Below are 26,994 nucleotides of genomic sequence, written 5' to 3' on the forward strand. Positions count from 1 at the left end.
TCACCTCGGAGGTCTGGACCTCCGGCGGATTGTCGCGAAAAGATAACGGGTCTAGTCCCACGTTCAACTCTCCGCCCTCCGGCGGGGAGTTGAACGCGTTCCCCGTGTGCCCCACCACTCCTACGGAGGATCCCGTGACCTCAGGCCTGACCCGCCGCACTCTCCTCATGAGCGCGGCCGCCCTCGCCGCCGCAGGACCGCTCGCCGCCGCCGGCACCGCCCGTGCCGCTGCCGCCCGTACCCCCAAGGTCCTGGTCATCGGCCTGGACGGCGCCCTGCTGAACAGAATCAAGGACGCGGACGCACCCCACCTCGACGCGTTGATGGCGGCCGGACTCACCTCTGTCAGCCCGCTCTACGCCGACCCGATGGCCCCCACCCTGTCCGGCCCCGGCTGGTCCACGATCATCACCGGCGTCTGGCCCGACAAGCACCAGGTCAAGGACAACGCCTTCACCGGCAACGCCTTCGCGCGGTACCCCGACTTCCTCACCCGGATCGAGACGGCGAAGCCCTCGCTCTCGACGTACGCCGTGGCCTCCTGGAATCCGGTCACCGACACGATCTTCTCCGCGAAGGTCGACACCCGGGTCTCCACCCCGGACGCCGAGTACGACACCGGCACCACGACCAGGGCCGCCGCCGAACTGGCCGGCGGCAGCCGGGACGCGGTCTTCGTCCACCTCGACAACGTCGACCACGCGGGCCACAGCCATGGCGCCGCGAGCTCCCAGTACCTGGACGCGATCCACGGCGTCGACACCCAGGTCGGCCAACTGGTCGCGGCGGTGAAGGGCCGGGCCACGTACGGCTCCGAGGACTGGCTCATCATGATCACCGCCGACCACGGGCACACCGACGCCGGCGGCCACGGCGGCTCCAGCGCGGCCGAGCGGCAGACCTTCCTCATCGCGAGCGGTGGCGCGATCACCGCGGGCTCGACCCGGTACGACATCAAGATGCCGGACGTCGCGGTCTCCGCCCTCGCCCACCTCGGCATAGCCGTCGACCCGGCCTGGGGCCTGGACGGGCGCCCGCTCCAGCAGCCCGTCCCGGACGCCTTCGACGCGCTGCGCCCGCAGTTGCTCACCCGGGCCGACGAGACCGGGATCGGCGGCGCGGTCGTCGGCTTCACCCACACCCCGCCCGCCGGGTGGCGTGTCGACAACAGCGCGATGGGCACCGGCGGCGTCACCGAATGGCGCGGCTGGACCTTCACCACCGACGAGTTCTGGACCTCCGCCGAGCGCGGCCAGTGGCGCGAGACCAACGTCCGGGCCCGGAACGTCTTCGCGGTCGCCGACGGCGACGAATGGATGGACAAGAGCTACGCCGGCACCTTCGACTCCACTCTGATCAGCCCCGCCTGGCCGGTCACCGGCGGCCGTACCGCCACCCTCGCCTACACCACCCACTACCGCCAGGAGGCCCCGCAGAAGGGCGAGGTCCTCGTCTCCTACGACGGCGGCGTGCCCGTACCCGTGAAGACGTACACCTCGGACACCGTCTCGAAGACCGAATCGCTCACCCTCCAGGTCCCGGCCGGAGCCACCACCGCCCAGGTCCGGTTCCGGTACACAGGGGGCAACAACTGGTTCTGGGTGGTCGACGGCGTGAGGATCACTTCCGGCTGATCCGACACCATGGTCAGGTGCCGGTGATCGGGCAGTACTCGCCGGTCGAACGGGCAGCCTCGGAGGGTCCGGCAGTTGGGGGGCGGCGTCGCGGGGCTCGGCACGTACACCTGCGGCGTTGTCGTCAATCACCATGGCTCCGCCATGGCTCAGTCCTCCGCCTTGCAGTTGCCCGCACCGAGCCCCGCTCCCTCTTCCACCTCCCCAACTGCCGGACCCTCTAAAATCGGGTACGCCGGCGCTGCACAACGCGGTGCCGCCGGCGTTCCCGCACCCGGCGTACGGCACATCAGGAGTCCCGCATGGCAGAGCGCAAGCCGATCTCGTCCTGGCTCACCGACATGGACGGAGTCCTCATCCACGAGGGGACCCCGATCCCCGGTGCCGATGCCTTCATCAAGCGGCTGCGGGAGTCGGGGCTGCCCTTCCTGGTCCTCACGAACAACTCGATCTACACCGCGCGCGACCTGCACGCCCGGCTCAAGCGGATGGGCCTCGACGTGCCCGTCGAGAACATCTGGACCTCCGCGCTCGCCACCGCCCAGTTCCTGGACGACCAGCGGCCCGGCGGCACGGCGTACGTCATCGGCGAGGCCGGGCTGACCACCGCACTGCACGACATCGGCTACGTCCTCACCGACCACGAGCCCGACTACGTCGTACTCGGGGAGACCCGCACCTACTCCTTCGAGGCGCTCACCAAGGCGATCCGGCTGATCAACGGCGGTGCCCGCTTCATCTGCACCAACCCGGACGAGACCGGCCCGTCCGCCGAGGGCCCGCTGCCCGCGACCGGGTCCGTCGCCGCCCTCATCACCAAGGCCACCGGCAGGGCCCCGTACTTCGCGGGCAAGCCCAACCCGCTGATGATGCGCACCGGGCTCAACGCGATCGGCGCCCACTCCGAGTCCAGCGCCATGATCGGCGACCGGATGGACACCGACGTGCTGGCCGGTCTGGAGGCGGGCATGCAGACGTTCCTGGTGCTCACCGGGCTCACCACGGTGGCGGACATCGACAAGTACCCGTTCCGGCCGTCCACGGTCGTCGACTCCATCGCGGACCTCGTGAGCCTCGTCGACCTGGGCTGATGGCCGTCGGGGGCGGGGGAGCGTGCGCGCCGCGTACGCTCCCCCCCCCGCACTCCACCGGCCCAGTGCCGGGACCCTGCGGATGCGGAAAGCCGCCGCACGCGTGAACCTTCCATAAGGAGGTTCACGATGCGTTCAATACCCCTCACGTTCTGTGCCGTCGCGGTGGCTGCGGCGACCCTGATGCCCGCTTCTGTCGCTCTGGCCGATTCCGTTCGGGACGGCCAGGACTCGCGGTCCCGGGCCACCCTCTCGGTCTCCCCGTCCTCCATCGCCCCGGGCGGTGAAGTCGACCTGGAGATCGACGGCTGCAAGGGCAAGGAAGCCAAGGGGAGCTCCGACGCCTTCGTCTCCGAGGCGCGCTTCTCGCCCGGTGACGACAAGGCGCTCTTCGCCAAGGCCCGGATCCGCTCCGATGCCGAGGCCGGCGACTACGACGTCCAGGTGATGTGCAAGGACGACAAGAACACCAAGGCGTCCGCCGTCGTGACCGTCGTCCACCGCGACCGGCCCATGCCGGTCGCCCCGGTCCGTGCGGGCGGCGGCGGCACCGCCGTACTCGCCGACCAGGCCGCCCATCAGGAGGGCCCCGGCACCGTCCACGCGCTGATCGGCCTCGCCCTGGCCGCCGTCGCCGCCGTCGCGGTCGCCCTCCGCAGCGTGCGCCGCCGCCGTCCGGTCATCGACTGACATGTCCTCCTCGAACCGCTCGACGGGGCACGGCAGGCTGCTCGCCGGAGTGGCCTGGGCCGTCATCCTGCTGGGCCTGTGGCTCTGGGGCCGCGGCATCACCGACGGCTCCGGCATCGGCTCCGCGCCGACCACCGGGGACGTCGCCGCGGTCGGACGCCCCCTCGGCGTACCGCTGCCCCCGGCACACGATCCGATCAAGGGCGTGATGCCGCGGAGCGTCGGGATTCCGTCGATCGGCGTCGAGGCCCCCGTCGTGCCCCGGGGCCTGGACAAGGACGGGGCGATCACACCGCCGTCCTTCGACACGCCCCAGACGGTCGGCTGGTACGGCGACGGCACCGAGCCCGGCGCCAGGGGACCGGCGCTGTTCGTCGGCCATGTCGACACCGAGACCAAACCGGCCGTCTTCTACGGGCTCAGTGCCGCCCGGCCCGGCGCCAAGGTCGAGGTGACCCGGACCGACGGCACGATCGCCGAGTTCACCATCGACGACGTCCAGGTCTTCACCCGGGCTCGCTTCAACGCCCGGAAGGCGTACGGCCCCCGCAAGGACGGCCGGGCGGAACTTCGGCTGATCACCTGCGGCGGTACGTACGACCGCGCCTCGCACTCGTACACCGCGAACGTGGTCGTCTCGGCGTACCTGACCGGCGAGAAGCCGGCCGGCGCCTGATCCCGGTGGTACGCGGCCCGGCCGGCCGCCCGGTTCTCCGGGCGCCGGCCGGGCCGGTCCTCGACCGCGGGGCGCGGGCCGCGGGAGTGGCCCGGCCCGGACACGGGAGGTCGTTGGCGTCCGGGTCCGCCGCACGCCCACTGTAGGACGCCGAACTGCCCCCGCCCACCTGATTTCTGACGGTACGTCGATAACCAGTCACTCTCCGCGCGCGGTACAAGTCGGGCAGAGTGTGGTGAACCTGCGGTAACGGGTCTCCGGTGAAGTCGTGAGGGGCCCGGGCCGCTCCCGGGCCCTGTGCCAGGATGGGCGGCGATGCGACAGTGCACCGCCGTCGCACCCGAGGGGGAGTGGATGTACGGCAGCCACAACGGCCGGTTCGGTACGCGGGGAGCGGGCGCGGTCGTGATCGGCGCCGCGCTGCTGCTCGCGGGATGTTCCTCTTCCGGCGACGGCGACACGGGTTCCGGCGGTGGGGGGAAGAACCCCGCGGCCATCGGCCAGCAGCCCAAGGGCACCGATCCGTACTGGGTCAACCCCGACGGGAACGCCGCCCGGCAGGTCGCCCGGTACACCGAGGACGGCAACGGCAAGAACGCCGCCCTGGTCCGGAAGATCGCGCGGCAGCCGGTCGGCGAGTGGATCGGCCCGGACAACCCGGAGGCCGAGGCGAAGGGCTTCACGGAGGCCGCCGCGAAGGCGGACCGGGAGGCGCTGCTGGTCCTCTACAACATCCCGCACCGCGACTGCGGGCAGTTCTCCAAGGGCGGCGCCGCCGACGGCAACGCGTACCGCAGTTGGCTGGACGGCGTCGCCAAGGGCATCGGCGACCGCGGCGCCACGGTGATCCTGGAGCCGGACGCGGTGCTGCACCTGGTCGACGGATGCACCCCGCAGAAGTTCCACGAGGAGCGCTACGACCTGCTCAAGGGCGCGGTCGAGCGGCTCAAGCAGTTGCCGGGCACCCGGGTCTACCTGGACGCGGGCAACGCGGGCTGGCACACGCCGGACGCGCTCTTCCAGCCCCTCCAGCAGGCGGGCATCGACGCGGCCGACGGGTTCGCGGTGAACGTCTCCAACTTCCAGACCACCGAGGTCAGCAAGGACTTCGGCAAGCGGCTGTCGGCGAAGGTGGGCGACAAGCCGTTCGTCATCGACACCAGCCGCAACGGCAAGGGCCCGTACACCGGCGGCGCCCCGGAGAAGAGCTGGTGCAATCCGCCGGGACGGGCCCTCGGCGAGACGCCGACGACGTCCACGGGCGACGAACTGGTCGACGCGTACCTCTGGATCAAGCGCCCGGGGGAGTCCGACGGCGACTGCCGGGGCGGGCCGAAGGCCGGCGCCTGGTGGCCCGAGTACGCCCTGGGCCTGGCCCGCAGCACCGCATAGGCAGGGCCCCCGCGCCGGGAGGTGCCTCAGGGCACCTCCCGGCGCGGGGCCCCGCCTACGGCACCTCCACCCACGTGCCCTCGGACGGTGTGCCCTTGTCGTCGGTGACGAAGAGCATGTACCAGCCCGACGGCACCAGCGCCCGGTTCTCCGGCACCGTCACCGAGATCCCGCCGTCCGTCTTCTTCAGGTCCAGCGCCACCGACCGCTGGTCCGTGTCCGTGACATGGGTGACCGCGCTCGGCCGCATCAGCTTCGCCGACCTGATCGTCGAGGCCTGGTTGGTGGTGAACATCGCGGTGGCGCCGCGCTTCACGCGCTTCGGCCCGGCGGTCAGCTCGGGCCGCGCATCGCGGTACAGGTACGGCGGGGTGTAGATCTCGATGCGCTGCTCGAAGACGCCCGGCCGGGTGTTCGCCTTGTCCGAGTAGAGCGAGTCCGAGCCGAAGATCATGACCCGCCCGTCGGGGAGGAGCACCGACCCCGAGTGGTAGTTGCGGCCCACCGCCGGGTCGGCGACCCGCTTGTACGAGTCCGACGCGGCGTCGTACAGCCGGGCCTGCAGGACGTTGGAGCCGCCACGGCCCCGGTAGTCGTCGGAGCCGCCGGTGACCAGCAGGGAGTCGTCGGGGAGCAGGGACGCGCTGGGGTAGCGGGTGCCCTCGTCCAGGGACGCGCCGTCCTTGAACCTCGGGTCGGCGTCCGACAGGTCGACCAGCCGGGACTTCTCGCTGGACTTGTCGGACTCGCCGACGCCGCCGCCGCCGATCACCATGAACTTCTCGTCCTGGGCCGGGGGCAGCCGTACCGTCGCCGAGGTCTCCATCTGGTCCGGGTCGCTCAGGCCGGGGATCTTGGTGAACTTGTTCGTCGCCAGGTCCCAGACGCCGGGAGCGCGGCCGACGGTGGCGGGGCCGTAGCCCGCGTTCGAGCCGGAGTAGAAGAGCTTGCCGTCGTTGAGGAGGAAGACCGCCGGGTAGGTGGGGAACTTCCGGATGATGCCGGTGTACTCCCACTTCTTGGTCTTCGGGTCGTAGATCTCGTCCTTGCCGGGCACGATCTGCCCGATCTCGTCCAGACCGGAGAGGGCGAGGACCTTGCCGTCCTTGAGCGTGGTCAGCGTCGGGTACCAGCGAGCCTCGTTCATCGGGTCGACGGTGATGTACTTCTCCGCCACCGGATCGAACTCGAAGGCCTCCCGGATGCCCTGGAAGTCCTTCTTGTCGAGGGCGAGCTTCTGGGCGATCCCGTACACGTTGCGGGTGTCGGAGCCGGACAGGCCCGCTATTCGGTAGTTGTCCTCGGCGCCCGTCTCGTACTTCGTGCCGGACTTCTGCGCCTCGACGTAGATCCGGCCGAGTCCGGGGTCGTTGCGCAGGAACGCACCGGTGTTCTTGTCGAAGACCTTCTTGGCCTTCTCCACCAGTACGGGGTCCTTGGTCACGAAGGTCTTGCCGTTGCCCTTACCGGTGAACCTGGTGCCCGCCGGAAGCGTGATCGGCTTGTCCGGGTCCTCGTTGTGGACGATCATCAGGCCGCCCGCCTTGGTGACGTCGCCCTTGAGCTTCTCGTACTGCTTCGTACCGCCGGCTATGAGCAGTTTGCCGTCGGGCAGTTGGGTGTGACCGGCGCAGAACATGTCCTTGGGCGTGGGGATGTTCTTGAACTGGTTGGTCTTCGGATCCCACAGCACCGACCGGAAGCTCTTCGCGTCGAAGTTCTTCTGGTTGTTGCCCGAGCCCGCGACGAGCAGCACCTTGCCGGTGTGCAGCAGCGCCGCGTGGATCGTGTTGATCTTGTACTCGGACGGGATGTCCAGGAAGTCCCAGTGACCGTTGGCGGCCTTGTAGCCGGGCTTGTTGATCTTGTAGTCGTGGTAGCGCTCGGTGCTGAAGCGGTACAGCCACGGCCCGTTCGCTCCCGCGAGCGCGAGAACCACCGCCGTACTGATCGCCATGCGGCGGGTACGGCGGCTCGGACGGTACTTCATGGTTTACGTCCCCCAAGGGCGATCTGCATGGTCTGTTCGTTGCCCGTCCAGCCGGGGTCCTCCTGCTGGGCGTGGGCGGGCGGGCCGCTCGGCGGCGGTGGACCCGCGCGTCGCTTCTTCTTCTCCGCCCGCATGGTGTACCGCCAGCCGAAGATCGGGGCCGCGGTGATCAGCAGCGCCAGTGCCGCCCAGGTGAGCATCGCCGGGTGGCTGTGGCCGAGGAGGAACGAGGCCACGATCGAACCACCGAAGACCAGGATGAAGAAGAGGTGGATGCGGAAGGTCCCCAAGAGGGTGTCCGGGCTGGAGGAGTCGCCCTTGGGCGTGACCACGAACGAGCTCTTGCGGCGCAGCACGGCGTCCATCAGCGAGCGTGCGTAGATCGGCGCGGAGAGCGCGGACATCACCATGCCGGCCAGCCCGCCGGAGCCCTCGGGCTCGTGCGGCGAGACGTTGTGCCGGCGGTTCCAGATGTACAGGCCGATCTGGAGCGCGGACGCGTTGCCGTACAGCATCATCCAGACGACCGGGTCGATCTGCACACCCGAGGCGCCCATGCCCAGGAACAGCGCGCAACTGAGGGCCGCGAGGATCCAGTTCATGGCGGACATCGGGTAGAAGATGATCATCATGGTGTAGTTGAAGAGCTTGCCCACGGGCAGGGAGTAGACGCCCTTCCAGTACTGCTTGAGGATCGTCTCGTACGTCCCGCGCGACCAGCGCAGCTGCTGGGTGAAGAAGTCGGTCCACGCGGTCGGGCCCTCGCCCACGGCCAGCACGTCCGGGGTGTACACCGAGCGCCACTTGCGGCCGGTGCGCGGGTTGCGGGCGCGGTGTATCTCGAAGCCGGTCGCCATGTCCTCGGTGATCGAGTCGTACAGACCGCCGATCTGCTTGAGGGCCGAGATCCGCACCGCGTTGCTGGTGCCGACGAACATCGGGGCGCCGTAGCGGTTGCCCGCGCGCTGGATCAGCGCGTGGAAGAGGAACTGCTGCGACTCTGCGGCCTTGGTGACGAAGGTGTCGTAGTTGCCGTACACCTGCGGGCCGATGACGAAGCCGACGTCCGGGTCGCGGAAGTAGCCGAGCATCCGCTCCAGATAGTTGGGCATCGGGATGTGGTCGGTGTCGACCGAGGCGAAGAAGTCGTACGTGTCGCCGTGCGCGTCGAGCCAGGCGTTGTAGTTGCCGTGCTTGGTCTTCGCGCGGTGCGGGCCCTTGGCCTGGTTCCAGTGCGCCACGCCCTTGCGGGAGAAGTGGTGCACGCCCAGCCGTTGGCAGACCTCCTTGACGGCGGGGTCGTCGCCCTCGTCGAGCAGCCAGACGTGCATCAGCCCGCGGTGACGGATGCGGACGGCGGCCTCCAGGGTCTTCGTCACCATCTCCAGGGGCTCCTTGCCCGGGACGAAGGAGGTGAGGAAGGCGACCCTGGTGCCGTGCTCCGGCACGACCGGCACCGGATCACGCGCGACCAGTGTGGCGTGCGCGTTGGACAGGACGTTCAGGGTGCGGAAGAGCTCGATCAGACCGATCGACACCAGCATCACGATGTCGAGGATCAGCAGCGTGTCGTTCTTGAGGTTCGGGTCGCGCTGCGTCCAGTGCTCGGGCTGCATCAGCCAGGCGAACAGGCCGAGCGAGACCAGCGGCGCGGCGCCCAGCAGGAGTGCCGCGCGTATCCGGTGCGGCTCCTGGGAGAGGAGCGAGCGGTACTGCACGGTGTACGGCTTGGCCGGATCGGGCTGGGTCAGAGGCCCGGCGAGCCGGCTGTAGTGCTCGTAGTCGTAGCGCGGCAGCGCCTTCTTCGGGCGCCGTCGGTGGCCCCCGGTCCGAAGCTGCGGGGGTATCCGAAGCTGCGTGGTCCGGGAAGGGTCGTTGTTCTGCCGGGCGCCTGGCGGCGTCGACGTCATGGGTCATCCCCCTGCACGCAGGCAGACTGCGTGGTCGGTCGGTCCTTTCGCCTGCCGCGTGTTCCCCCTGGAACGCGACCGACGGCTCAGTGGCGGGCCACCCTTCCTGAGACACGGAACGGCACCCTTCCGGTTGCATGATGCCTGTTCGGCATTTGCTCATGTGCGAGGCCCCCACCTCGCATCGCGCACAACCGGAACATCCCCCTCTATTGCCCCCAACTGCTCGCGTCGCCGACCTGGTTGGCACCGATGGCCCCCAGACAGGTTGGCCGACCCCGGCCGTGATCGCAAGGGTGAAACGGACGGTTAACCGCTCATACGCGCGATTTGGGGAGCCCTTGCGGCAAGGGGGTGCGGGGGCGTAGGGGGAGGTAATTGGGGTGTCCGCGAAGCACCCTCGCGCTCCCGCGTGACCGACTGGTGACTTTCTGTCGGGTGCGAGTGAGCTGTGCGTGAGCAAAGTATTTACTATGTGGCACCTGTGCGAGATGCCGGAGAACAGTCAAGGCCCCCTCACGCGTGGTGAGAGGGCCTTGACTTTGCGTGCGCCGCCAGGGACTCGAACCCCGGACCCGCTGATTAAGAGTCAGCTGCTCTAACCAACTGAGCTAGCGGCGCCTGCTGACCTGGAGAACTCTACCCGATCCGGGGTGGTGCTCCCGACCATTTCCCCTCCACCACGGCCTGTCGGATGGTCGTTTTTTCTCTTCTATCCGTCAAAATGCGATATGTCAGGAGAGTTGAGACACTGACGCCCGTACAGATGCGTCCAAAGATCTTGACGACTGCGGAGGGAATCGCATGACTGTGCCGGCCTTCGAGGAGTACGTACCCGCCATCGACTGCGGCTGTGCGGGGTGCGCCGTGCAACGGCGAACCGCAGCCGCGGCACTGCCGACGCGGCAGGGAGGACATCCGGCCGCGCACGGCGCGCGGCGCGCGCTGGTGCTGGTCACCGCTGCCGGGGTGGTGCTGAGCGCCGGCCTGGCGGAGGCGGCGACCGCGGCGGCCGGCCCCGCCCCGGTGACCGATCCGGCTCCGGTGGCCGATACCGCGCCGGCCGCCGGAGCCGGAGCGGCGGACCTGGCCGCGCCGGCCGAACCGGGGGACGCGGCGGATCCGGCCGATCCGGGACCGGAGAGTCCGCAGGGCGGACCCGGCCCGTTGCAGGGTGCGGGGGCCTCCGGCCCGCCGGCGGATACGCCCACGCTGCGCGGGACCAGCCGGGCCGACATCATCAACCGGGCGAAGAAGTGGGTCAGTGCGCAGGTCCCGTACAGCATGGGCGCGTACTGGTCGGACGGGTACCGCCAGGACTGCTCCGGCTATGTGTCGATGGCCTGGAACCTGGCCGGCAACGAGTGGACCGGCAGCCTCGCCTCGTACGGCACGCGGATCGCCCGGGAGGAGCTCCAGCCCGGCGACATCCTGCTCTTCCACAACCCGGCCAACCCCGCGAAGGGCTCGCACGTCACGATCTTCGGCGGCTGGACGGACTACACGCACACCCATTACACGGCGTACGAGCAGACCACGCCGCACACCCGCAAGCAGACGACGCCCATGGCGTACTGGACCAACTCGGGCAGCTATGTCGCGTACCGCTACAAGGGGCTGAGCACCGGAACCGGCGGCAGCGGCTCGTCGACGACGTTCCCGGGGGCCGGGAAGTTCGGCCCGGGTGCGGACAACGCCTACGTCACCCAGCTCGGCACGCTGCTGGTCCAGCGGGGCGGCAAGCGCTTCTACAAGGTCGGCCCCGGCCCCGCCTGGGGCAGCGCCGACCGGCAGGCGACCGAGGCGTTCCAGAAGGCCCAGGGCTGGAAGGGCAAGGAGGCCGACGGCATCCCCGGCCCCGACACCTGGCGTCTGCTGACCGCCAGAACCGGCCGCGACATCCCCGCCGCGGGCGGAACCGGCCAGGGCGGTTCGACCGGGGTGCCCGCCTTCCCCGGCCGGGGTCAATTCCGGTCGGGTCAGTCCAACAGCCATGTCGACAGGCTCGGGAAACAGTTGGTGAAGAAGGGGTACGGCACGTACTACCTGTCGGGCCCCGGACCCCGGTGGACCGAGGCGGACCGGCGCAATGTCGAGGCCTTCCAGAAGGCCCAGGGCTGGCGGGGTGCCCAGGCCGACGGCTATCCGGGTCCGGAGACCTGGCGGCGACTCTTCGCGTGACACGACGCACATGACGGAGGCGGGAATGCGATCCACGGTGTCGGACAGTTCCGGGAACCCGGAGAACGGGGAGAACCCGGAGAACTCGGAGTACGGCGAGGAGACGTACGGGGCGCTCCCGGTGCGGGAGTGGGCCGTACCGGACCGGCCGGGGCGCGCGGCGGACGCTTCGGCCCGCGCGGACGGGGTGAGGGGGCCGGACCCGGTGACCGGGCCTGACGGCTGGTCGGCGCCGGGACCGGGAGAGGGTTCGGGTTCGGGTTCCGGCTCGGGACGCGACCCGGCTTACGGGACCGGCTCGGTGGCGCGTTCCGGGCCGGACTCCGTGGTCGACCTGGTGCTCGACCTGATGCCGGGCGAGAGCGGACGCGGGGGCTCCGCCTTCGGCGCGACCTCGGCGTCGGTATCGGTACCGGGCGCGGCCCCGGAACCGGTCCCGGCCGCTGATCCGGCCGCCGATCCGGACGTGCGTGAGGATGCGCGTGAGGACGGACTTGAGGCCGTTCGCGATCCGGGGCAACCGGCCCTGGCCAACGGTCCGTTCCTCGCCGGACCGGGGCTCGCCCCGGTCCGCCGGGACATCGGGCCCTCCCTCTCGCTGTCCCTCGGCGGCGCCGACACCGGCGAGTCCCACGCCGCGGTGCGGGTGGACACCGGCCGGCATCACTCGGTCATCGCCAGTGAGCGCGCCGCCTCCATCCCCGTGCACCTGCTCTTCCGCGACGATCCCGAGGCCGTCGCGGACACCGTCGTGCTGCCCGCCACCGTCGTGCGACGGGCGGCCGGGAGCGAGCAGACGGCCGGTGTCCGGCGGCCGCCGGTGCCGCGGTCGCCGCAGGTGTGGCCCTCCACCCGGCCCGCGCCGGTCGCCGACCCGCGGCTGCGCGAACGGCCCGGCCCCGCGCTGCCCGGCTGGGCGGCACTGCTCACCGGTCTCGGCGGACTCGCCGCCGCGGGCGGGGTCCTGTGGTGGACGGGTGCGCTGCCGGGCGGGGTGCTGTCCCGGCTCGGGCTCGGCCCGCGCCCCTACGACGGCATCGGCCTGAGCGCCTGGGTGGCGCTCGCACTGCTGCTGACCACGGTGCTCTTCGCGCTCGGCGGGCTGACCCGCGGCCGGGTCGGGTACGCCTGGGTGCTCACGATCTTCGGCCAGTACCGCGGCAGCGTGCGGCGCACCGGGCTGATGTGGGTCAGCCCGCTGCTGCTGCGCCGCCGGGTCGACGTGCGGCTGCGGCACTGGCGCAGCGAACCGCTGCCCGCAGTGGACGCGAACGGCACGGCGCTGCGGGTCGTCGTCCTCGTCGTGTGGCGGGTCGAGGACACCGTGCGGGCGACGCTGGGGATCGCCGACCACGAGGAGTACCTGCGGGAGCAGGTCGAGGCGGCGATGGCGCGGGTCCTCTCCCAGCTGCCCGCCGACGCCTTCCACGAGGACGCCCACACCCTGCGCAACGCCGAAGCCGTCGGCGACGCGCTGACCCGGATGCTCAAGGCGGACTGCGAGCCGGTCGGCATCGAGGTGTACTCCGCGCAGCCGACCGGGATCGAGTACGCGCCGGAGGTGGCCGCGGCCATGCAGCGGCGCCGGATCGCGGCCATCGACGCCAAACACCGCGACAGCGTGCTGACGTCGGTGGTGGACGCCGTGGACGACACGGTCAACCGGCTGACCGCACGAGGGCTCGTGGAGCTCGACGACTACGAACGGAAGTCACTGGTGAAGGACTTGACCGTCGCCTTCTACACCGGACGCGGTGGCGGGGACAGTGCCTGAGGGGGTTCGGCGGGCTCTTGCGAGGCGAACCGGAATCCAACTCCCATTGGTCTGGACATGTTCATGATCCGTCAATAATCTAGGCCTTGGTCTAGACCGCACGACACGCGCGCAGCAGTGCTCATGGAACCTCCCCCACGTATCCGAGGAGCGTCAGCAATGCGTAAGAAGACAGGTGCGGCCCTGGTGGGCCTTGCGGTAGCGGGCGTCTCGATGTTCGCGACCAGCAGTGCCAGCAGCCACGGCTACACCGACAACCCCATCAGCCGTCAGAAGCTCTGTGCCAACGGCACGGTGACCGGCTGCGGCAACATCCAGTGGGAGCCGCAGAGCGTCGAGGGCCCCAAGGGCTTCCCGGCGGCCGGTCCCGCCGACGGCGCGATCTGTTCCGGTGGCCACGGCGAGTTCGCGCAGCTCGACGACCCGCGGGGCGGCAACTGGCCCGCCACCCACGTCACCGCGGGCCAGGGCTTCAGCTTCCGCTGGCAGTTCACCGCCCGGCACGCCACGACGGACTTCCGCTACTACATCACCAAGAACGGCTGGGACCCCACCAAGCCGCTCAAGCGCTCCGACCTGGAGTCGCAGCCGTTCATGACGGTGCCGTACAACAACCAGCAGCCCCCGGCCACGCTGACCCAGCAGGGCACCATTCCCACCCAGAAGACCGGGAAGCACATCATCCTGAGCGTCTGGAACATCGCGGACACGGCCAACGCGTTCTACTCGTGCTCCGATGTTCAGTTCTGACGTATAGTCAGTTACCGTGCGGCGCCATGAGGAGCGCAGGCACCGTCGCGGAGCTCGTACAGCGCCAATGGGGCGACCACCGGCCCGGACTGAGGTATGAGGACATCGTCCTCAGTCACCACCAGGTCGCCTCGGGCGCTGCCGCACGGGCCGCGCTCCTGGCGGATCTGCTGCCGGCGGGCAGCGAACCGCACCTCGGGGTGCTGCTCGACAACACCCCGGAATTTCCGCTGTGGTTGAGCGCGGCGGCCCTGGCCGGGGCCGCCGTCGCCGGCATCAACCCCACCCGTCGCGGCGCCGAACTGGCCCGCGACATCCTGCACACCGAATGCCGGGTACTGATCACCGAGCGCGCCCATCTGCCGCTGCTCGACGGCCTGGAGCTGCCGGGTGTCCGGGTGCTGGTCACCGACTCCGAGGCGTACGCCGGACTGCTCGCCCCCTACGCCGGGGCGGAGCCGGGCGACGCGGTCCTCGGCCGCCCCGGGCCCGGAACCCGGATGCTCCTCTACTTCACCTCGGGCTCCACCGGCGCGCCCAAGGCCGCCGTCTGCACCCAGGGGCGGCTCGCCGCGGCCGGTCAGTCGCTCGTCGACCACTTCGGGGTCCGGCGCGAGGACGTCCACTACATCTGCATGCCGATGTTCCACGGCAACGCGGTGATCGCCGACTGGGCACCCGCACTGGCCGGCGGCGCCGCCGTCGCGCTGCGCCGCCGCTTCTCGGCATCCGGCTTCCTCGCCGACGTACGCGCCCACGGGGCCACGTACTTCACCTATGTCGGCCGGGCCGTGCAGTACCTGCTGGCCACACCCGAGCGCCCCGACGACCGGGAGCACCCGCTGCGCACCGGCTTCGGCACCGAGGCGGGCGCCGTGGACGCGGCCCGTTTCCGGGAGCGGTTCGGGGTGCGGCTGACCGAGGGCTACGGCTCCTCGGAGGGCGGTGCGGCGATCCAGCGGACTCCGGACACCCCGGCGGGTGCGATCGGCCGGGCCTCGGACCGCGACGACCTCGCCGTCGTCGACCCTTCGAGCGGCCGCGAGCGGGTCGCCGCGGTCTTCGGCGAGGGTGGGAAGCTGCTCAACGGCGCCGCCGCGATAGGGGAGCTGGTCAACCGCGGCCGGACCCCGTTCGAGGGCTACTGGCGCAACGAGGAGGCGGACGCCGCCCGGGTGCGCGGCGGCTGGTACTGGACCGGTGACCTCTTCTTCCGCGACGCCGACGGCTTCCTCTACTTCGCGGGCCGGACCGAGGACCGGCTGCGGGTCGACAGCGAGAACCTGGCCGCCGCGATGATCGAGAACATCCTCGCCCGCTGGACGGACGCGGCGGCCGTGGCGGTCTACGCGGTGCCCGACCCGGTCGCGGGGGACCAGGTGATGGCGGCGCTGGCGCTGCGCGACGGGGTCCGGTTCGATCCGGCCGCGTTCGCCGCGTTCCTCCGGGACCAGCCCGACCTGGGGACGAAGATGGCGCCCCGGTTCGTACGGATCGTGCGAGCGATGCCGGTGACGGCGACGAACAAGGTGCACCGGGCCGGGCTGCGGCTGGCGGGATTCTGGTCCGGGGCCGCGGTGTGGTGCCGGGACCCGGAGGGCAGGTACGTCCCGTTCGGGGAGAAACAACTCGCAGCCCTTACGACTGAGTTCCAGGAGCACGGACGCGTCGAGCTGCTGTCATCGGACGCCGGACGGGCGTGAGAGGGCCGCCCGCCGCAGCTGCGTCACGGCAAGGACGGCCCCCGCCAGCAGGATCAGTGACCCCGCCACCGACGCGAACTGCATGCTGTGCACGAAGGCCTCCCGCCCGACCGAGATCAGTGAACCGTCGCCGGTGGACAGCGCTCCGGGCAGCGTCCTGCGGGCCACGTCCGGCGCCGAGTCGGGCATCTCGGCGGTGTAGACCGCGGTCGCCACCGCGCCCAGGAGCGCCATCCCCATCGCCCCGCCGAACTCCTGCCCGGTCTCCAGCAGCGAGGCGGCCGTACTCGCCTTCTCCGGCGGGCTGGTGGACAGCGCCAGGTCCGAGACGAGCGCCATCACGGTCACGATGCCGCTGCTCATCACGGCCGAGCCGACGAGCAGCAGCCACAGCGAGTCGGTGCCGGACAGGGCGAGGATCCCGAATCCGGCCGCCGCGATGACGAACCCGGCGCAGACGACATGGCTGCGCTCGGTCCGCTGGGCGATGGCCGTGGCGGCGGGCGCGGCCGCACCGACCGCCAGTGACGGTGCCAGGCTCCACAGCGAGGCCTCCATCGTGCCCATTCCGAGGACCGACTGGAGGTACTGGGTGGTGAAGAAGGCGGAGCCCATCATCGCGAAGGAGGCCAGCGCGTTCAGGCCGATCCCGGCGGCGAAGCCGCGGGCGCGGAACAGCTCGCGGCTGATCATCGCGTCGCTGCGGCCGCGCTGCCGGCGGACGAAGACCCAGCCGATGGCCAGCCCGGCGAGGATGATCAGCCCGTTGCGCGCGTCCATGCCGTGGGCGGCGCTCTCCTTGACCCCGTAGACGACCGGCAGCACCGAACCCATCGACAGCGGCACGCTGAGGAAGTCGAACCGCCCCGGGGCCGGGTCCTTGAACTCCGGCACCAGCACCGGCACCAGGACCAGCAGCAGCACCATCGCCGGCACATTGATCAGGAAGACCGAACCCCACCAGAAGTGCTCCAGCATGACGCCACTGAGCACCGAGCCGAGCGCGATCCCGCCCGCCATGGCACCGGACCAGATACCGACGGCCCGGCTGCGCTGCCGCTCGTCGCGGAACATGTTGCGCACCAGACCCATCGTGGACGGCATCAGCGTCGCACCGCCGATCCCCAGCAGGGCGCGGGTCGCGATGAGCATCTCGGGGCCGGTGGCGTAGGCGGCGCCGACCGAGGCCGCGCTGAAGGCGAAGGCGCCGATCATCAGCAGCTTGCGGCGGCCGATCCGGTCGCCGAGCGAGCCCATCGTGATGAGCAGGCCGGACAGGGCGAAGCCGTACACGTCGAAGATCCAGAGCTGCTGGGTGGCGCTGGGCGCGAGGTCCCGGTCGATGGACGGGATCGCGAAGAAGAGGACGGACACGTCCATCGAGACCAGGAGGAGAGGGAGCAGCAGGACCACGAAGGCGGTCCACTCCCTGCGGCCGGCAAGCTCGCCGGGGGCGGTGGCGGTGCTCGTAGGTGTTGTCATGTCAGGAATATACGAGCGTGTAAAACGGTTGTCTAGTACGTATGTGTAAAACGAACGTGTAAAACCGATGTGTAAGACGCTTGTCTGGCGTCGAGGGCAGCACAAAACACACGAGGCGGTCTCCGTTGAACGGAGACCGCCTCGTGTGGTGTCTGTGCGCCGCCAGGGACTCGAACCCCGGACCCGCTGATTAAGAGTCAGCTGCTCTAACCAACTGAGCTAGCGGCGCGTGCTGACTCGAAAATAATACCTGGTCCTCAGGGGTGCCGATGACACGTGTCCCGGCCCCCCGCTTCAAGCGCCTTTGGAGCGCTACAGGGCCAGGGACAGCAGCACCGGTGCCGCGCGCCGGTTCAGCGTGTCCGCCGCCTCGCGCAGGCGATGCGCGTCCTCGATCGGCAGCGAGAGCGCCAGGCATCCCGCCGAGGCCCCCGCGGTCAGCGGCACCGCCGCGCACACCGTGCCGACCGCGTACTCCTGGAGGTCGAGCACCGGGACCGTCGCCGGCTGGCTGTCCAGTTTGGAGAAGAGGACCTGCTCGCTCGTGATGGTCCGCGACGTCAGCCGCGCGGTCTTGTGCCGCGAAATGTGGTCGCGGCGTCCGTTCTGGTCCAGCTGGGTCAGCAGGCACTTGCCGAACGCCGACGCATGGGCCGCGGACCGGAAGTCCACCCACTCGTTGACCGCCGGGGTGCGCGGACCGTCGGCGAACTGGGTGACCCGGATCTCGCCGTCCACGTACCGGCTGATGTAGATCGCGGCACCGACCGAGTCGCGCAGCTGCATCAGCGCCTGCTGGAGCCGGGCCTCCACGGCCTGTCTGCGCGCCGCACCGGAGCCGAGCAGCAACAGTGAGGCGCCGGTCACGTACGCGCCGTCGGTGATCTGCTCGACGTACCCCTCGCGGCGCAGCATGAGCAGGAGGGAGGCGAGATGCCCCACGGGCAGTCCCGTCTCCCGGGCGATCTGGGCGTCCGTCACGCCGTTGCCGTGCTTGGAGACCGTTTCGAGGACACGAAGGGCGTACTGCACCGAATGGAACGGCGCGGTCGGTTCGGGCTTCAACGCCACGGTTTCCCCCTACCAGGTTGTGACCGCAAGCTGCGCCCTCACGATAGCCGCCAAGGGCCTCTTCAGGGGCGGGTGTTGACGACTCGGCGGTGCGCCCCGGCCCTGCGAGCTGGGGCGCACTCGTCTGGCATGTGCCGGAGTCATTGGCGATCGACGGATGCCGAGGTCACAGCACCGCGTTGAGGAATTCGCGCGTACGTTCGTGCTCCGGATCGGAGAAGATTTTTTCCGGCGGTCCCGACTCCACGACCCTCCCGGCGTCGAACATCAGTACCTTCTCCGAGACGTCCCGGGCGAAGTTCATCTCGTGGGTCACGCAGAGCATGGTGATGTCGGTGTTCCTGGCGATGTCGCCCAGCAGCTCCAGTACGCCCGCCACCAGCTCCGGGTCGAGCGCGGACGTGACCTCGTCCAGGAGCAGGATCTCCGGCTCCATCGCCAGCGCCCGCGCGATCGCGACCCGCTGCTGCTGGCCGCCGGAGAGCTGGGAGGGGTGGGCGTCGGTCTTCGCGGACAGCCCGACCAGATCGAGCAGCTCCCGGGCCCGGGCCTCCGCCTTGTCGCGGTCCATGCCCAGGACGTTGACCGGTGCCTCGGTGATGTTCTGGAGCACCTTCATGTTCGGGAAGAGGTTGAACTGCTGGAAGACCATCCCGATCTTCTTCCGCGCCTCGCGCAGATGCTTCTCGGACGCCGGCTTCAGCGAGCCGTCCGCCCCCCGCATATGGGTCAGCGGGTCGCCGTTGATCCGGATCACGCCGTCGCTGACCTTCTCCAGCGTCATCAGCAGCCGCAGGATCGTGGTCTTGCCCGAGCCGCTGGGCCCGATCAGGGTGACGTGCTCGCCGCGCTCGACCGTGAAGTCCAGCTGGTCGAGGACGACGTGGTCGCCGTACTGCTTGACCACCTTGTCGAAGCGGACCAGCGGGTGCCCGCCGTCCATGGAGGCGGGGGCGGCCACGACGTCCTCGGGCGCCGTGGCCGCGGTCTTCTGCAAGGGGAGAGGTTCAGTGGCCAAGGCGCTTCTCCAGCTTTCTCATCAACAGCGAGGTCGGGTAGCTCGCGACCAGGAAGAGCACTCCGGCGAGCGTGAACACCTCGGTGTACACGAAGTGCCCGGCCCCGTACTCACGGGCTTTGAAGACCATCTCCTGCACCGTGATCACGGCGAGGAACGGGGTCTCCTTGAACATCAGGATCGCGTAGTTCCCGAGGGCGGGCAGTACGTTGCGCACCGCCTGCGGCAGGATCACCGCCTGCCAGGTCCGCCGGGGCGACATCGACAGGGCCCGGCAGGCCTCCCACTGCCCCTTCGGGACGCTGTCGATCCCGGCGCGGTACACCTCGGAGGTGTACGTGGCGTAGTGGACGCCCAGCACCACGATGCCGATGGTCAGCGGCTCCACCGAGCTGAACACGGCGGCCGCGCCGACCAGTTGGATCAGCAGCGGGGTGGAGCGGATGAACTCCATCACGATCTTCACCGGCACGGTCACCAACCGGCTCGGGGCCCGTCCGGCGACCGCGATCGCCAGCCCGAGCACGGCGGCGACCACCGTGCCCAGCAGGGTGGCCAGCAAGGTGACCTTGAACCCCTGGAGGAGCAGGGGCAGGGCCTCGCCGACGGCGTCCCATTTGAATCCCTCGTTCACCGGGCACCTCCGGCGGCCGCTGCCGTCACGGCGCTGCGGGACTTCAGCAGGCTGCGCCCGCCGGTCTCCAGGCCGAGCCGCCGTTTGGCGGACCGCTCCAGCAGGTTCATCAGCAGGGTCAGCGCGTACGCCAGCACGAAGTAGCAGGCCAGCAGGGTCACATAGGCGGTGAGGGTCTCACCCGTACGGCTGCGCAGCTTCTCGACCGCGGTCATCAGGTCGGCCGCCGAGATGAGCCACAGCAGCGGCGTGCACTTCAGCAGCTGGATCAGCAGGTTGGTGAGGGAGGGGAGCATCTGCACCCACGCCTGCGGAAGGATCACCTTGCGCATCCGGTGCAGCGGCGTCATGTTCAGCGCGATCGTCGCCTCGTACTGGGCGCGCGGCACGGAGTTGATCGCCCCGCGCACCACCTCGGCCCCGTACGCACCGTAGTTGAGGCCGAAGGCGAGGACGCCGCAGAGCAGCGGCGACAGCTCGTACCCCGTGAGCGGCGGCATCGCGTAGTAGAACCAGAACAGCTGGACGTACAGCGAGGTGCCGCGGAAGAACTCCACCACCACGCGCGAGACGCCCCGCGACAGCAGCAGCCGGCTGATCGACATCAGCCCGAGGACGAACGACAGCACCAGGGCCAGCAGTGCGCCCAGGATCGTGGCCTCCAGGGTCACCCACAGACCCGAGCGCAACTGTGGGAGATCGTCCATGAAGGCGGAGAAGAAATCACTCATGCGGTGGGTTCCGTCCCTGTCAGCCCTTGCACAGATCGGCCGTCTTCAGGGTGGCCGGCGGGAGCTCGGTGGCCCCGAAGCCGTAGTCCTGGAGCAGGCTCACATAGCGCGACCTGTCGGAGACGATCTTCTTCAGCTCGCGGTTGAAGGCGTCCCGCAGTTCCTCGTTGCCCTTGCGGAAGACGGCGCCGCCGGGGCTGTACTGCTTCTTCCCGTCGAGCTCCGGCAGGAAGGCGTCGGTGACCTCGGTGCCCGCGTTGGTCTTGGCGAGCCAGCGCAGCGAGATGCCGGTCAGCAGGAACGCGTCGATCCGGCCGCCCTTGACCGCGTCCGCGCCGTCCTGCGGCTTCTGCAGGGTCTTGATCTTGTCCTTGGATATGCCCGCGCCCTTGGCGTACGAGTCCTCGACCGCGCCCGCCATCACACCGATGGTGACCCCGGCCGCCTTCGCGGACGCCAGATCGGTGATCTTCTTCGGGTTGCCCCTCTTCACCATCATCGCGGTCGGCGAGATGAACTCCGGCTCCGAGAAAAGTGCGTTGGCGCAGCGCTCCGGGGTGATCGCCATACCGGCGCTGACCACGTCGTACTTGCTGGCCTGCAGGCCCGGGATCAGCCCGTCCCACTCGGAGAGGGTGGGCCTCAGCTCGTCGACACCCAGCGCCTTGAAGATCTCCCGGTGCAGGGTGGGCGCCTCGCCCTTGAGCTGCTTGCCCTCCATGTACCCGTACGGGGCCTCGTCGGCGTACGCGACCCGGACGAAACCCTGCTTGCGGAGCTTGGCGAGGGCTCCCTCGCCGTCCGCGGAGTCGGCGCCGGTCTTGCTGCAAGCGGTGAGCAGGCCGGGGACGACGAGCAGACCGCCCACGGCCGCCGATCGGTTGAGAAAGCCCCGGCGGGACAGGTTCGGGAAGTCAGCCATGGTTCGCAGTCTCCTGGAAGGTTCGAACAGTCCGGACAGGGTGAACGCTGCCCGATCCCGTACGTCTATGCAGGAAGAGGCCGCATGTAACCGAACGGTGGCCGGAGGGTGACCTTCCCGTGTCTGAAGGTGGGCGGAGCGCGACGGGATGGGTGCGGGGCGTATTTCCTTGCGAGATGGGACGGATGACGGGGTGTTATCAGTAGATGTCCGCAATGGGGTGCTGAAGTCGGCATCGAGCGGGCCGGGTTGGGGTCACTCGTCCAGGTCCGTCCCCGGGATGTAGCCGAGCCGCTTGTCCACCACGTTCGGCAACGGCTGCCCGGCCGCCAGCAGTTCGTACATCGCGACGAACTGCTCGCCCAGCCGGTCCCGCCAGCCCGCCGTGTCACCGCTCATGTGCGGAGAGACGATCAGGTTGGGTACGTCCCAGAGCGGGCTCTGCGGGCCGAGCGGTTCCCGCTCGAACACATCGAGTGCCGCACCCGCGATCCACCTCTTGCGCAGCGCGTCCATGAGGTCACCCTCGACGACCATCGGACCGCGCCCCACATTGATGAACCGGGCGGACGGCTGCATCAGCCCGAAGAACCGGGTGTCGAACATCCCGTACGTCTGCGGGGTCAGCGGCGCCGCGCAGATCACCCAGTCGGCCTGCGCCGCCAGCCGGTCCAGGTCCCCCGCTCCGTGGATCGTGCGCCGGGCGGTGCGCCCCACCAGCGCCACCTCGACGCCCAGCCCCATCAGCAGCCGGGTGATGGCGCGCCCGACCGGCCCGGCGCCGAGGACCACGGCGCGCGAGCCCGCTACCGGGACGCTCTCGCGGTGGCGCCACCGCCGCCGGTGCTGGAGCTCCAGCGTGCCGGGGAGGTCCTTCGCGAACGCCAGCACCAGCCCCGCCACGTACTCGGCGATCGGCTGCTCGAAGACACCCCGGGCATTGGTCACCACCGTGTCGCACTCCACCAGCTCCGGGCAGAGCAGCCGGTCCACGCCCGCGCTCGCCGTATGCACCCACGCCGGGCGCGGCCCGTCACCCGGCCAGGCCTCCCGCACCGCGTCGGAGCCGAAGTCCCAGACCAGCAGGACATCGGCATGGGGGAGCAGCGCGGCCAGACCGGCCCCGTCGACATGGCGGACCCGGACCCGTCCGGCCAGCCGGCCGAGCCGGGGTGGCGGATCGGCGTCCAGGACGAGCAGGACGGGTTCCGGCATGGGGGACGGTTCCTCCCGCGTCGGCCGAGGTGGGCTCAGGCCCCACGCTCGCAGCAGCTCCCGCCCCCGTCAACAGGTCAGGGCGATGACCGGGGCGGATGGGGGAATACTTGAACAGGGACGGGGGAGTTTCGGATCACAGCCGGAACGCGGCCGCAGGGCGGCCGGGCCGCGGCTGGACCACAGGAAGGGTGGACATGACGACCGTTGGTTTCCTCTACCCGGGCCGTTTCGCGGCGGACGACTACCCGCGGATGGAGATCCTGCTCGACAGCACCATCAGACTCGTCGTCAACCACACCGAGTGTCCCGACGACGCCTACCGTGAGGACGCCCTGCGGGCGCTGGGTGCCCCTGACCGGCTCGCGGCCGGAGCCGAGGAGCTGCAGCGCTCCGGGGTCGAGTCCGTCGTCTGGGCCTGCGACGGCGGCAGTTTCCTGTACGGCCCGCAGGGCGCCCGCGCCCAGGCCGCGGCCGTCGCCCGAGCGCTGGGCGTGCCCGTCTCCAGCACCTCCATCGGCTTCGTCCACGCGGTACGGAAGCTGGGCGCCGCCCGGGTCGCGGTGGCCGCGACGTACCCCGAGGGGATCGCCGCGCGCTTCACCGCGTTCCTGGAGGACGAGGGCATCGAGGTGCTCGCCACCCACGCGGCCGGTGCCGCCACGGCCACCGAGGCCGCGGCGTGGGGCCGGGACCGGGTGAAGGAGCTGGCCACCGCGGCCGACCGCCCGGACGCGGACGCGGTCCTGCTGCCGGACACGGCCCTGCACACGGTCAGCCACCTCACGGAACTGGAGGAGCTGCTCGGCAAACCGGTCCTCACCGCGAACCAGGTGGCCGTCCAGGAGGCGCTGCGCCTGGCCGACCGCCACGCCTGGGCCGCGAGGCTGGGCACCATCTTCGCGGCCCGCGAAGCGCCGCCCGCCCCGGCCCCGCCGCCGGCCCGGGGGATCTGGGGGAGCGGACGCAAGTACGCGCACGGCCAGAACGCCTACGGCCGGGGAAGCTCCGGGCAGTAGGCCCGGGGGCGGGGCCCCGAGCGCCGCGGGCGGGCCCCGAGCGGCCCCCGGGAATAAACGGAGTCATCCTCCTGTTTGGTCTCTCCGGACGCACGAAGGACGTACGAGCACCATCGGAGAGGTCAGGACGTGGACGAGATTCGAGGCGACGAGATCCGTGGCAAGGCGCAGGGAACGGCACCCGTTCCGCTCTCCGTGCTCGATCTGGTGACCGTGGGCCAGGGCCGCACCGCGAGCCAGGCCCTGCGCACCGGGGTCGAGATCGCGCAGCTCGCCGAGCGGCGCGGCTTCCACCGCTACTGGGTCGCCGAACACCACTCCATGCCCGGCGTCGCCTCGTCCTCGCCGGCCGTGATCCTGGCCCACACCGCCGCCCACACCGAACGCATCCGGCTCGGCTCCGGCGGCGTCATGCTGCCCAACCACGCCCCGCTCGTCATCGCCGAACAGTTCGGCACCCTGGAGGCCATGGCCCCCGGCCGCGTCGACCTCGGCCTCGGCCGCGCCCCCGGCACCGACGGCGCCACCGCCGCCGCCCTGCGCCGCACCGACCGGCTGAACGAGGGCGCGGAAGACTTCCCGCAGCAGCTCGCCGAGCTGACCCGCTTCCTGGACGACGACTTCCCCGACGGCCACCCCTACGCCCGCATCCACGCGGTGCCCGGCCCCGTCCAGGCCACCTCCGAGGGCGGCGTCCAGTCCCCGGCCCGCCCGCCCCTGTGGCTGCTCGGCTCCTCCGGTTTCAGCGCCCGGTTGGCCGGGATGCTCGGGCTGCCCTTCGCCTTCGCCCACCACTTCTCGGCCCAGAACACCGTGCCCGCCCTGGAGCTGTACCGGGAGTCCTTCAAGCCGTCCGCGGTCCTGGACGCGCCGTACGCCCTGATCGGCGTCGCGGCCCTGGCCGCCGACGACGAACGCGAGGCCCGCCGCCAGGTCCTGACCGGCGCCCTGTCGATGCTCCGCCTGCGCTCGGGCCGCCCCGGACTGGTCCCGACGCCCGAGGAGGCGGAGGCCTACGCCTTCACCCCGATGGAGCGCGAGTTCGTCGACAGCTGGCTCGTCAACATCGTCCACGGCACCCCGGACGAGGTCCGCACCGGCCTCGACGACCTGGCCAAGCGCACCGGCGCCGACGAACTGATGATCACCGCCAACGCCCACGGCGGCGATGCCCGCCTGCACAGCTACGGACTCATCGCCGACGCGTACGGGCTGCCGGGGGCCTGACCCGGCCGGGAGTGGCGTGGCCCCGCACGCCCGCCGTCCCGTCCAGGGTGCGGGACTTCGTGCGCAGCTGCCCGGAGCCGCGGCCGGACGCGGCTCCGGCTGACCGCCGGGGCTGCGGGTGGCGCCGCCTCAGGCCTCCAGCGCGCGGGCGCCGAGCAGTTCGGCGATGCGTTCCGGGGCGACCGCGCGGGAGTAGAGCCAGCCCTGCCCGGTGTCGCAGCCGATCCGGCGCAGCCGCTCCGCCTGGCCGGCCGTCTCCACGCACTCCGCGGTGACGGTCAGGCCCAGCCGGTGCGCCAGCTGGACCATGGCCTCGACGATCGTCTCGTCGGCGGGGCTGGGGTGCGTGCCGTCCTCGTAGCGGAATCCGTGCACGAAGGCGCCGTCCAGCTTCAGTACGGAGACCGGCAGGCGGCTCAGGTAGGCGAGGTTGGAGTAGCCGGTCCCGAAGTCGTCGATGGCGATCCGGACGCCCATGTCGCTGAGCGACTGGAGGGCCTGGAGCGGGCGCCCCGCCGAACCCATCACCGCGGACTCGGTCAGTTCCAGCTGCAACAGCGCCGGGTCCAGCCCGGTCTCCGCGAGGATCTCCGCCACATCGGTGACCAGGTCGGAGTCCCAGACCTGGCGGACCGCGACATTGACGCTGATGAACAGCGGCGGCTCGGCCGGGTGGTCGAGCTGCCAGCGCCGGGCCTGGCCGCACGCCGCCCGGAGCACCCAGCGGCCGAGCTGCACGATCGAGCCGTCCTCCTCGGCGATCGCGACGAACCGATTCGGCGAGAGCATGCCGAACTGCGGGTGGTTCCAGCGGACCAGCGCCTCCACCCCGCGCACGACCCCGTCGGCCATGCCGACCAGCGGCTGGTACTCGATGGTGAACTCACCGCGTTCGACGGCCGGCCGGAGGTTGGACGAGAGGGCCTGGCGGGTCATCCGGTGGGCGTTGCGCTCCGGGTCGAAGACGGTCCAGCGGCCCTTGCCGTCGGCCTTCGCCCAGTACAGCGTCGTATCGGCGGCCTGCATCAGACCCGTGGCCGAGGTGCCCGCCACGGGCCGCTCCACCACTCCGATCGACGCGGAGACGGAGACCCGCTGGCCGGCCAGGTCGAAGGGCTTCTGGAGCGCGGCGAGCACGGTGCGGGCGAGGTCGGTCAGCTGCTGCGTACCGGTGGATTCCTCGACCAGGATCGCGAACTCGTCCCCGCCGAGGCGCGCCACCAGAGGGGCGGCGGTGGGGTGGGGGCCCTCCTGCTCGGCGCAGTCGGTGAGCCTGGCGGCGACGGCGGCGAGCAGGAGGTCGCCGATCCGGTGGCCCAGGGTGTCGTTGACGGCCTTGAAGCCGTCCAGATCGAGGTAGCAGAGCCCGATCCGGCCGCGTCCGGGATGGGTGTCGTCCTGGTACCCAGTGGCCTCCAGGACGGCCGAGAGCCGCTCGAAGAACAGGGTGCGGTTGGGCAGCCGGGTCACCGGGTCGTGCATCTGGAGATGGCGCAGCCGTTTCTGCAGCTCGCGCCGGTCGCTGACGTCCGCGACGGAGAGCAGCACCTGGCCGGGCGGGCGGCTTCCGCCGGCCGCGCCCTGTGCGCCGCAGCCGCAGTCGCCGTCGCGGTCCGGCTTGGCCGAGAGTAACGGTACGACGGTGATCTCGGCCCACAGCGAGCGCCCGTCGGGGTGCTTGAGCCGGCGGGTGCAGCGGAAGCGGGAGCGCCGGCCGTGCAGCACCTCGCGGTACGCGTGCCAGGTGCGGCCGTCCGCCGCGAGGTCGACCAGATCGGAGGCGGACTGTGCGGTGAGCGCCGAGGCGGCGATGCCGACCAGGGCGGACAGGGCCTCGTTCGCGGTGACGATCAGGCCCTCGTCGTCGACGACGGCCATCGGGAG

Annotated in this window: 21 protein-coding genes and 2 tRNA genes; 11 read left to right on the top strand and 12 right to left on the bottom strand. The window is 70.6% G+C overall.

The genetic code is table 11. The features are described from left to right. Positions 1 to 167: 167 nt before the first annotated feature. From OG322_RS24070 to OG322_RS24090, 5 genes are all read left to right on the top strand, one after another. On the top strand, positions 168 to 1,634 hold the full coding sequence (locus OG322_RS24070) for an alkaline phosphatase family protein (protein ID WP_329307762.1): 1,467 nt from the start codon (positions 168 to 170) through the stop codon (positions 1,632 to 1,634). A gap of 302 nt (positions 1,635 to 1,936) precedes the next feature. Next, positions 1,937 to 2,725, top strand: coding sequence for an HAD-IIA family hydrolase (locus OG322_RS24075; protein WP_123471298.1), 789 nt, complete (start codon positions 1,937 to 1,939; stop codon positions 2,723 to 2,725). A 129-nt stretch (positions 2,726 to 2,854) separates the two neighbouring features. Next, the gene (locus OG322_RS24080; protein WP_266411940.1) at positions 2,855 to 3,415 is read left to right on the top strand and encodes a hypothetical protein; all 561 of its coding nucleotides are present in this window, start codon (positions 2,855 to 2,857) and stop codon (positions 3,413 to 3,415) included. Between the two features lies 1 nt (position 3,416). Continuing rightward, entirely contained in the window at positions 3,417 to 4,091 is a 675-nt protein-coding gene (locus OG322_RS24085) for a class F sortase (RefSeq protein ID WP_123471296.1), read from the top strand. Positions 4,092 to 4,445: 354 nt separating this feature from the next. Further along, positions 4,446 to 5,483 (top strand): glycoside hydrolase family 6 protein, encoded by a 1,038-nt coding sequence (locus tag OG322_RS24090; RefSeq protein ID WP_123471533.1) that lies wholly within the window; start codon positions 4,446 to 4,448, stop codon positions 5,481 to 5,483. 55 nt (positions 5,484 to 5,538) lie between these two features. Here the strand turns inward: OG322_RS24090 and OG322_RS24095 are convergent, their stop codons facing one another. From OG322_RS24095 to OG322_RS24105, 3 genes are all read right to left on the bottom strand, one after another. Continuing rightward, on the bottom strand, positions 5,539 to 7,473 hold the full coding sequence (locus tag OG322_RS24095) for a kelch motif-containing protein (RefSeq protein WP_123471295.1): 1,935 nt from the start codon (positions 7,471 to 7,473) through the stop codon (positions 5,539 to 5,541). Further along, the gene (locus OG322_RS24100; protein ID WP_123471294.1) at positions 7,470 to 9,383 is read right to left on the bottom strand and encodes a glycosyltransferase family 2 protein; all 1,914 of its coding nucleotides are present in this window, start codon (positions 9,381 to 9,383) and stop codon (positions 7,470 to 7,472) included. The genes OG322_RS24095 and OG322_RS24100 overlap by 4 nt, the downstream gene beginning before the upstream one ends. A gap of 547 nt (positions 9,384 to 9,930) precedes the next feature. After that, positions 9,931 to 10,004, bottom strand: a tRNA-Lys gene (locus OG322_RS24105). A gap of 183 nt (positions 10,005 to 10,187) precedes the next feature. Here OG322_RS24105 and OG322_RS24110 point away from each other — a divergent pair. The 4 genes from OG322_RS24110 to OG322_RS24125 all read left to right on the top strand — a co-directional run bounded on the left by OG322_RS24110 (position 10,188) and on the right by OG322_RS24125 (position 15,791). Continuing rightward, positions 10,188 to 11,564, top strand: a complete 1,377-nt coding sequence (locus tag OG322_RS24110; RefSeq protein ID WP_329306904.1) for a peptidoglycan-binding protein — start codon at positions 10,188 to 10,190, stop codon at positions 11,562 to 11,564. Positions 11,565 to 11,589: 25 nt separating this feature from the next. Continuing rightward, on the top strand, positions 11,590 to 13,338 hold the full coding sequence (locus OG322_RS24115) for an SPFH domain-containing protein (RefSeq protein WP_329306905.1): 1,749 nt from the start codon (positions 11,590 to 11,592) through the stop codon (positions 13,336 to 13,338). Positions 13,339 to 13,497: 159 nt separating this feature from the next. Beyond that, the gene (locus OG322_RS24120) at positions 13,498 to 14,088 is read left to right on the top strand and encodes a lytic polysaccharide monooxygenase auxiliary activity family 9 protein (RefSeq protein ID WP_123471291.1); all 591 of its coding nucleotides are present in this window, start codon (positions 13,498 to 13,500) and stop codon (positions 14,086 to 14,088) included. Positions 14,089 to 14,114: 26 nt separating this feature from the next. Continuing rightward, complete coding sequence (locus OG322_RS24125) at positions 14,115 to 15,791, top strand: AMP-binding protein (RefSeq protein ID WP_329306906.1); 1,677 nt, start codon at positions 14,115 to 14,117, stop codon at positions 15,789 to 15,791. On the opposite strand, the gene OG322_RS24130 is transcribed toward OG322_RS24125, so the two are convergent. From OG322_RS24130 to OG322_RS24165, 8 genes are all read right to left on the bottom strand, one after another. Then, positions 15,768 to 17,273 (bottom strand): MFS transporter, encoded by a 1,506-nt coding sequence (locus OG322_RS24130; RefSeq protein WP_123471289.1) that lies wholly within the window; start codon positions 17,271 to 17,273, stop codon positions 15,768 to 15,770. The two genes, OG322_RS24125 and OG322_RS24130, sit on opposite strands and share 24 nt — an antisense overlap. Before the next feature lie 155 nt (positions 17,274 to 17,428). Further along, positions 17,429 to 17,502, bottom strand: a tRNA-Lys gene (locus OG322_RS24135). 83 nt (positions 17,503 to 17,585) lie between these two features. Further along, on the bottom strand, positions 17,586 to 18,344 hold the full coding sequence (locus tag OG322_RS24140; RefSeq protein ID WP_123471288.1) for an IclR family transcriptional regulator: 759 nt from the start codon (positions 18,342 to 18,344) through the stop codon (positions 17,586 to 17,588). A gap of 166 nt (positions 18,345 to 18,510) precedes the next feature. Continuing rightward, positions 18,511 to 19,362 (bottom strand): ectoine/hydroxyectoine ABC transporter ATP-binding protein EhuA, encoded by an 852-nt coding sequence (gene ehuA / locus OG322_RS24145; protein WP_124284094.1) that lies wholly within the window; start codon positions 19,360 to 19,362, stop codon positions 18,511 to 18,513. After that, positions 19,352 to 19,996 (bottom strand): ectoine/hydroxyectoine ABC transporter permease subunit EhuD, encoded by a 645-nt coding sequence (gene ehuD / locus OG322_RS24150; RefSeq protein ID WP_123471286.1) that lies wholly within the window; start codon positions 19,994 to 19,996, stop codon positions 19,352 to 19,354. The genes ehuA and ehuD overlap by 11 nt, the downstream gene beginning before the upstream one ends. After that, a complete protein-coding gene (gene ehuC / locus OG322_RS24155) occupies positions 19,993 to 20,727 on the bottom strand; it encodes an ectoine/hydroxyectoine ABC transporter permease subunit EhuC (RefSeq protein WP_123471285.1) in 735 nt (244 codons plus the stop codon). The genes ehuD and ehuC overlap by 4 nt, the downstream gene beginning before the upstream one ends. Before the next feature lie 19 nt (positions 20,728 to 20,746). Then, the gene (ehuB, locus tag OG322_RS24160) at positions 20,747 to 21,649 is read right to left on the bottom strand and encodes an ectoine/hydroxyectoine ABC transporter substrate-binding protein EhuB (RefSeq protein WP_123471284.1); all 903 of its coding nucleotides are present in this window, start codon (positions 21,647 to 21,649) and stop codon (positions 20,747 to 20,749) included. A gap of 255 nt (positions 21,650 to 21,904) precedes the next feature. Then, entirely contained in the window at positions 21,905 to 22,864 is a 960-nt protein-coding gene (locus tag OG322_RS24165) for a D-2-hydroxyacid dehydrogenase (RefSeq protein WP_123471283.1), read from the bottom strand. A 197-nt stretch (positions 22,865 to 23,061) separates the two neighbouring features. Here OG322_RS24165 and OG322_RS24170 point away from each other — a divergent pair, with 197 nt between their 5' ends. Beyond that, a complete protein-coding gene (locus tag OG322_RS24170) occupies positions 23,062 to 23,883 on the top strand; it encodes a maleate cis-trans isomerase family protein (protein ID WP_123471282.1) in 822 nt (273 codons plus the stop codon). A gap of 129 nt (positions 23,884 to 24,012) precedes the next feature. Continuing rightward, positions 24,013 to 25,110: an LLM class flavin-dependent oxidoreductase gene (locus tag OG322_RS24175; protein ID WP_123471281.1), complete on the top strand. Its 1,098-nt coding sequence runs from the start codon at positions 24,013 to 24,015 to the stop codon at positions 25,108 to 25,110. Between the two features lie 129 nt (positions 25,111 to 25,239). Here the strand turns inward: OG322_RS24175 and OG322_RS24180 are convergent, their stop codons facing one another. After that, the gene (locus tag OG322_RS24180; RefSeq protein WP_443066598.1) at positions 25,240 to 26,988 is read right to left on the bottom strand and encodes a putative bifunctional diguanylate cyclase/phosphodiesterase; all 1,749 of its coding nucleotides are present in this window, start codon (positions 26,986 to 26,988) and stop codon (positions 25,240 to 25,242) included. Positions 26,989 to 26,994 lie beyond the last annotated feature (6 nt).

This window comes from Streptomyces sp. NBC_01260 (genome assembly GCF_036226405.1).
Taxonomy (GTDB): domain Bacteria; phylum Actinomycetota; class Actinomycetes; order Streptomycetales; family Streptomycetaceae; genus Streptomyces; species Streptomyces laculatispora.

Coding starts and splice junctions, on each gene's coding strand:
- OG322_RS24070 (WP_329307762.1), top strand. CDS start 168: ATGAGCGCGGCCGCCCTCGCCGCCGCAGGACCGCTCGCCGCCGCCGGC.
- OG322_RS24075 (WP_123471298.1), top strand. CDS start 1,937: ATGGCAGAGCGCAAGCCGATCTCGTCCTGGCTCACCGACATGGACGGA.
- OG322_RS24080 (WP_266411940.1), top strand. CDS start 2,855: ATGCGTTCAATACCCCTCACGTTCTGTGCCGTCGCGGTGGCTGCGGCG.
- OG322_RS24085 (WP_123471296.1), top strand. CDS start 3,417: ATGTCCTCCTCGAACCGCTCGACGGGGCACGGCAGGCTGCTCGCCGGA.
- OG322_RS24090 (WP_123471533.1), top strand. CDS start 4,446: ATGTACGGCAGCCACAACGGCCGGTTCGGTACGCGGGGAGCGGGCGCG.
- OG322_RS24095 (WP_123471295.1), bottom strand. CDS start 7,473: ATGAAGTACCGTCCGAGCCGCCGTACCCGCCGCATGGCGATCAGTACG.
- OG322_RS24100 (WP_123471294.1), bottom strand. CDS start 9,383: ATGACGTCGACGCCGCCAGGCGCCCGGCAGAACAACGACCCTTCCCGG.
- OG322_RS24110 (WP_329306904.1), top strand. CDS start 10,188: ATGACTGTGCCGGCCTTCGAGGAGTACGTACCCGCCATCGACTGCGGC.
- OG322_RS24115 (WP_329306905.1), top strand. CDS start 11,590: ATGCGATCCACGGTGTCGGACAGTTCCGGGAACCCGGAGAACGGGGAG.
- OG322_RS24120 (WP_123471291.1), top strand. CDS start 13,498: ATGCGTAAGAAGACAGGTGCGGCCCTGGTGGGCCTTGCGGTAGCGGGC.
- OG322_RS24125 (WP_329306906.1), top strand. CDS start 14,115: ATGAGGAGCGCAGGCACCGTCGCGGAGCTCGTACAGCGCCAATGGGGC.
- OG322_RS24130 (WP_123471289.1), bottom strand. CDS start 17,273: ATGACAACACCTACGAGCACCGCCACCGCCCCCGGCGAGCTTGCCGGC.
- ehuC (WP_123471285.1), bottom strand. CDS start 20,727: ATGAGTGATTTCTTCTCCGCCTTCATGGACGATCTCCCACAGTTGCGC.
- ehuB (WP_123471284.1), bottom strand. CDS start 21,649: ATGGCTGACTTCCCGAACCTGTCCCGCCGGGGCTTTCTCAACCGATCG.
- OG322_RS24165 (WP_123471283.1), bottom strand. CDS start 22,864: ATGCCGGAACCCGTCCTGCTCGTCCTGGACGCCGATCCGCCACCCCGG.
- OG322_RS24170 (WP_123471282.1), top strand. CDS start 23,062: ATGACGACCGTTGGTTTCCTCTACCCGGGCCGTTTCGCGGCGGACGAC.
- OG322_RS24180 (WP_443066598.1), bottom strand. CDS start 26,988: ATGGCCGTCGTCGACGACGAGGGCCTGATCGTCACCGCGAACGAGGCC.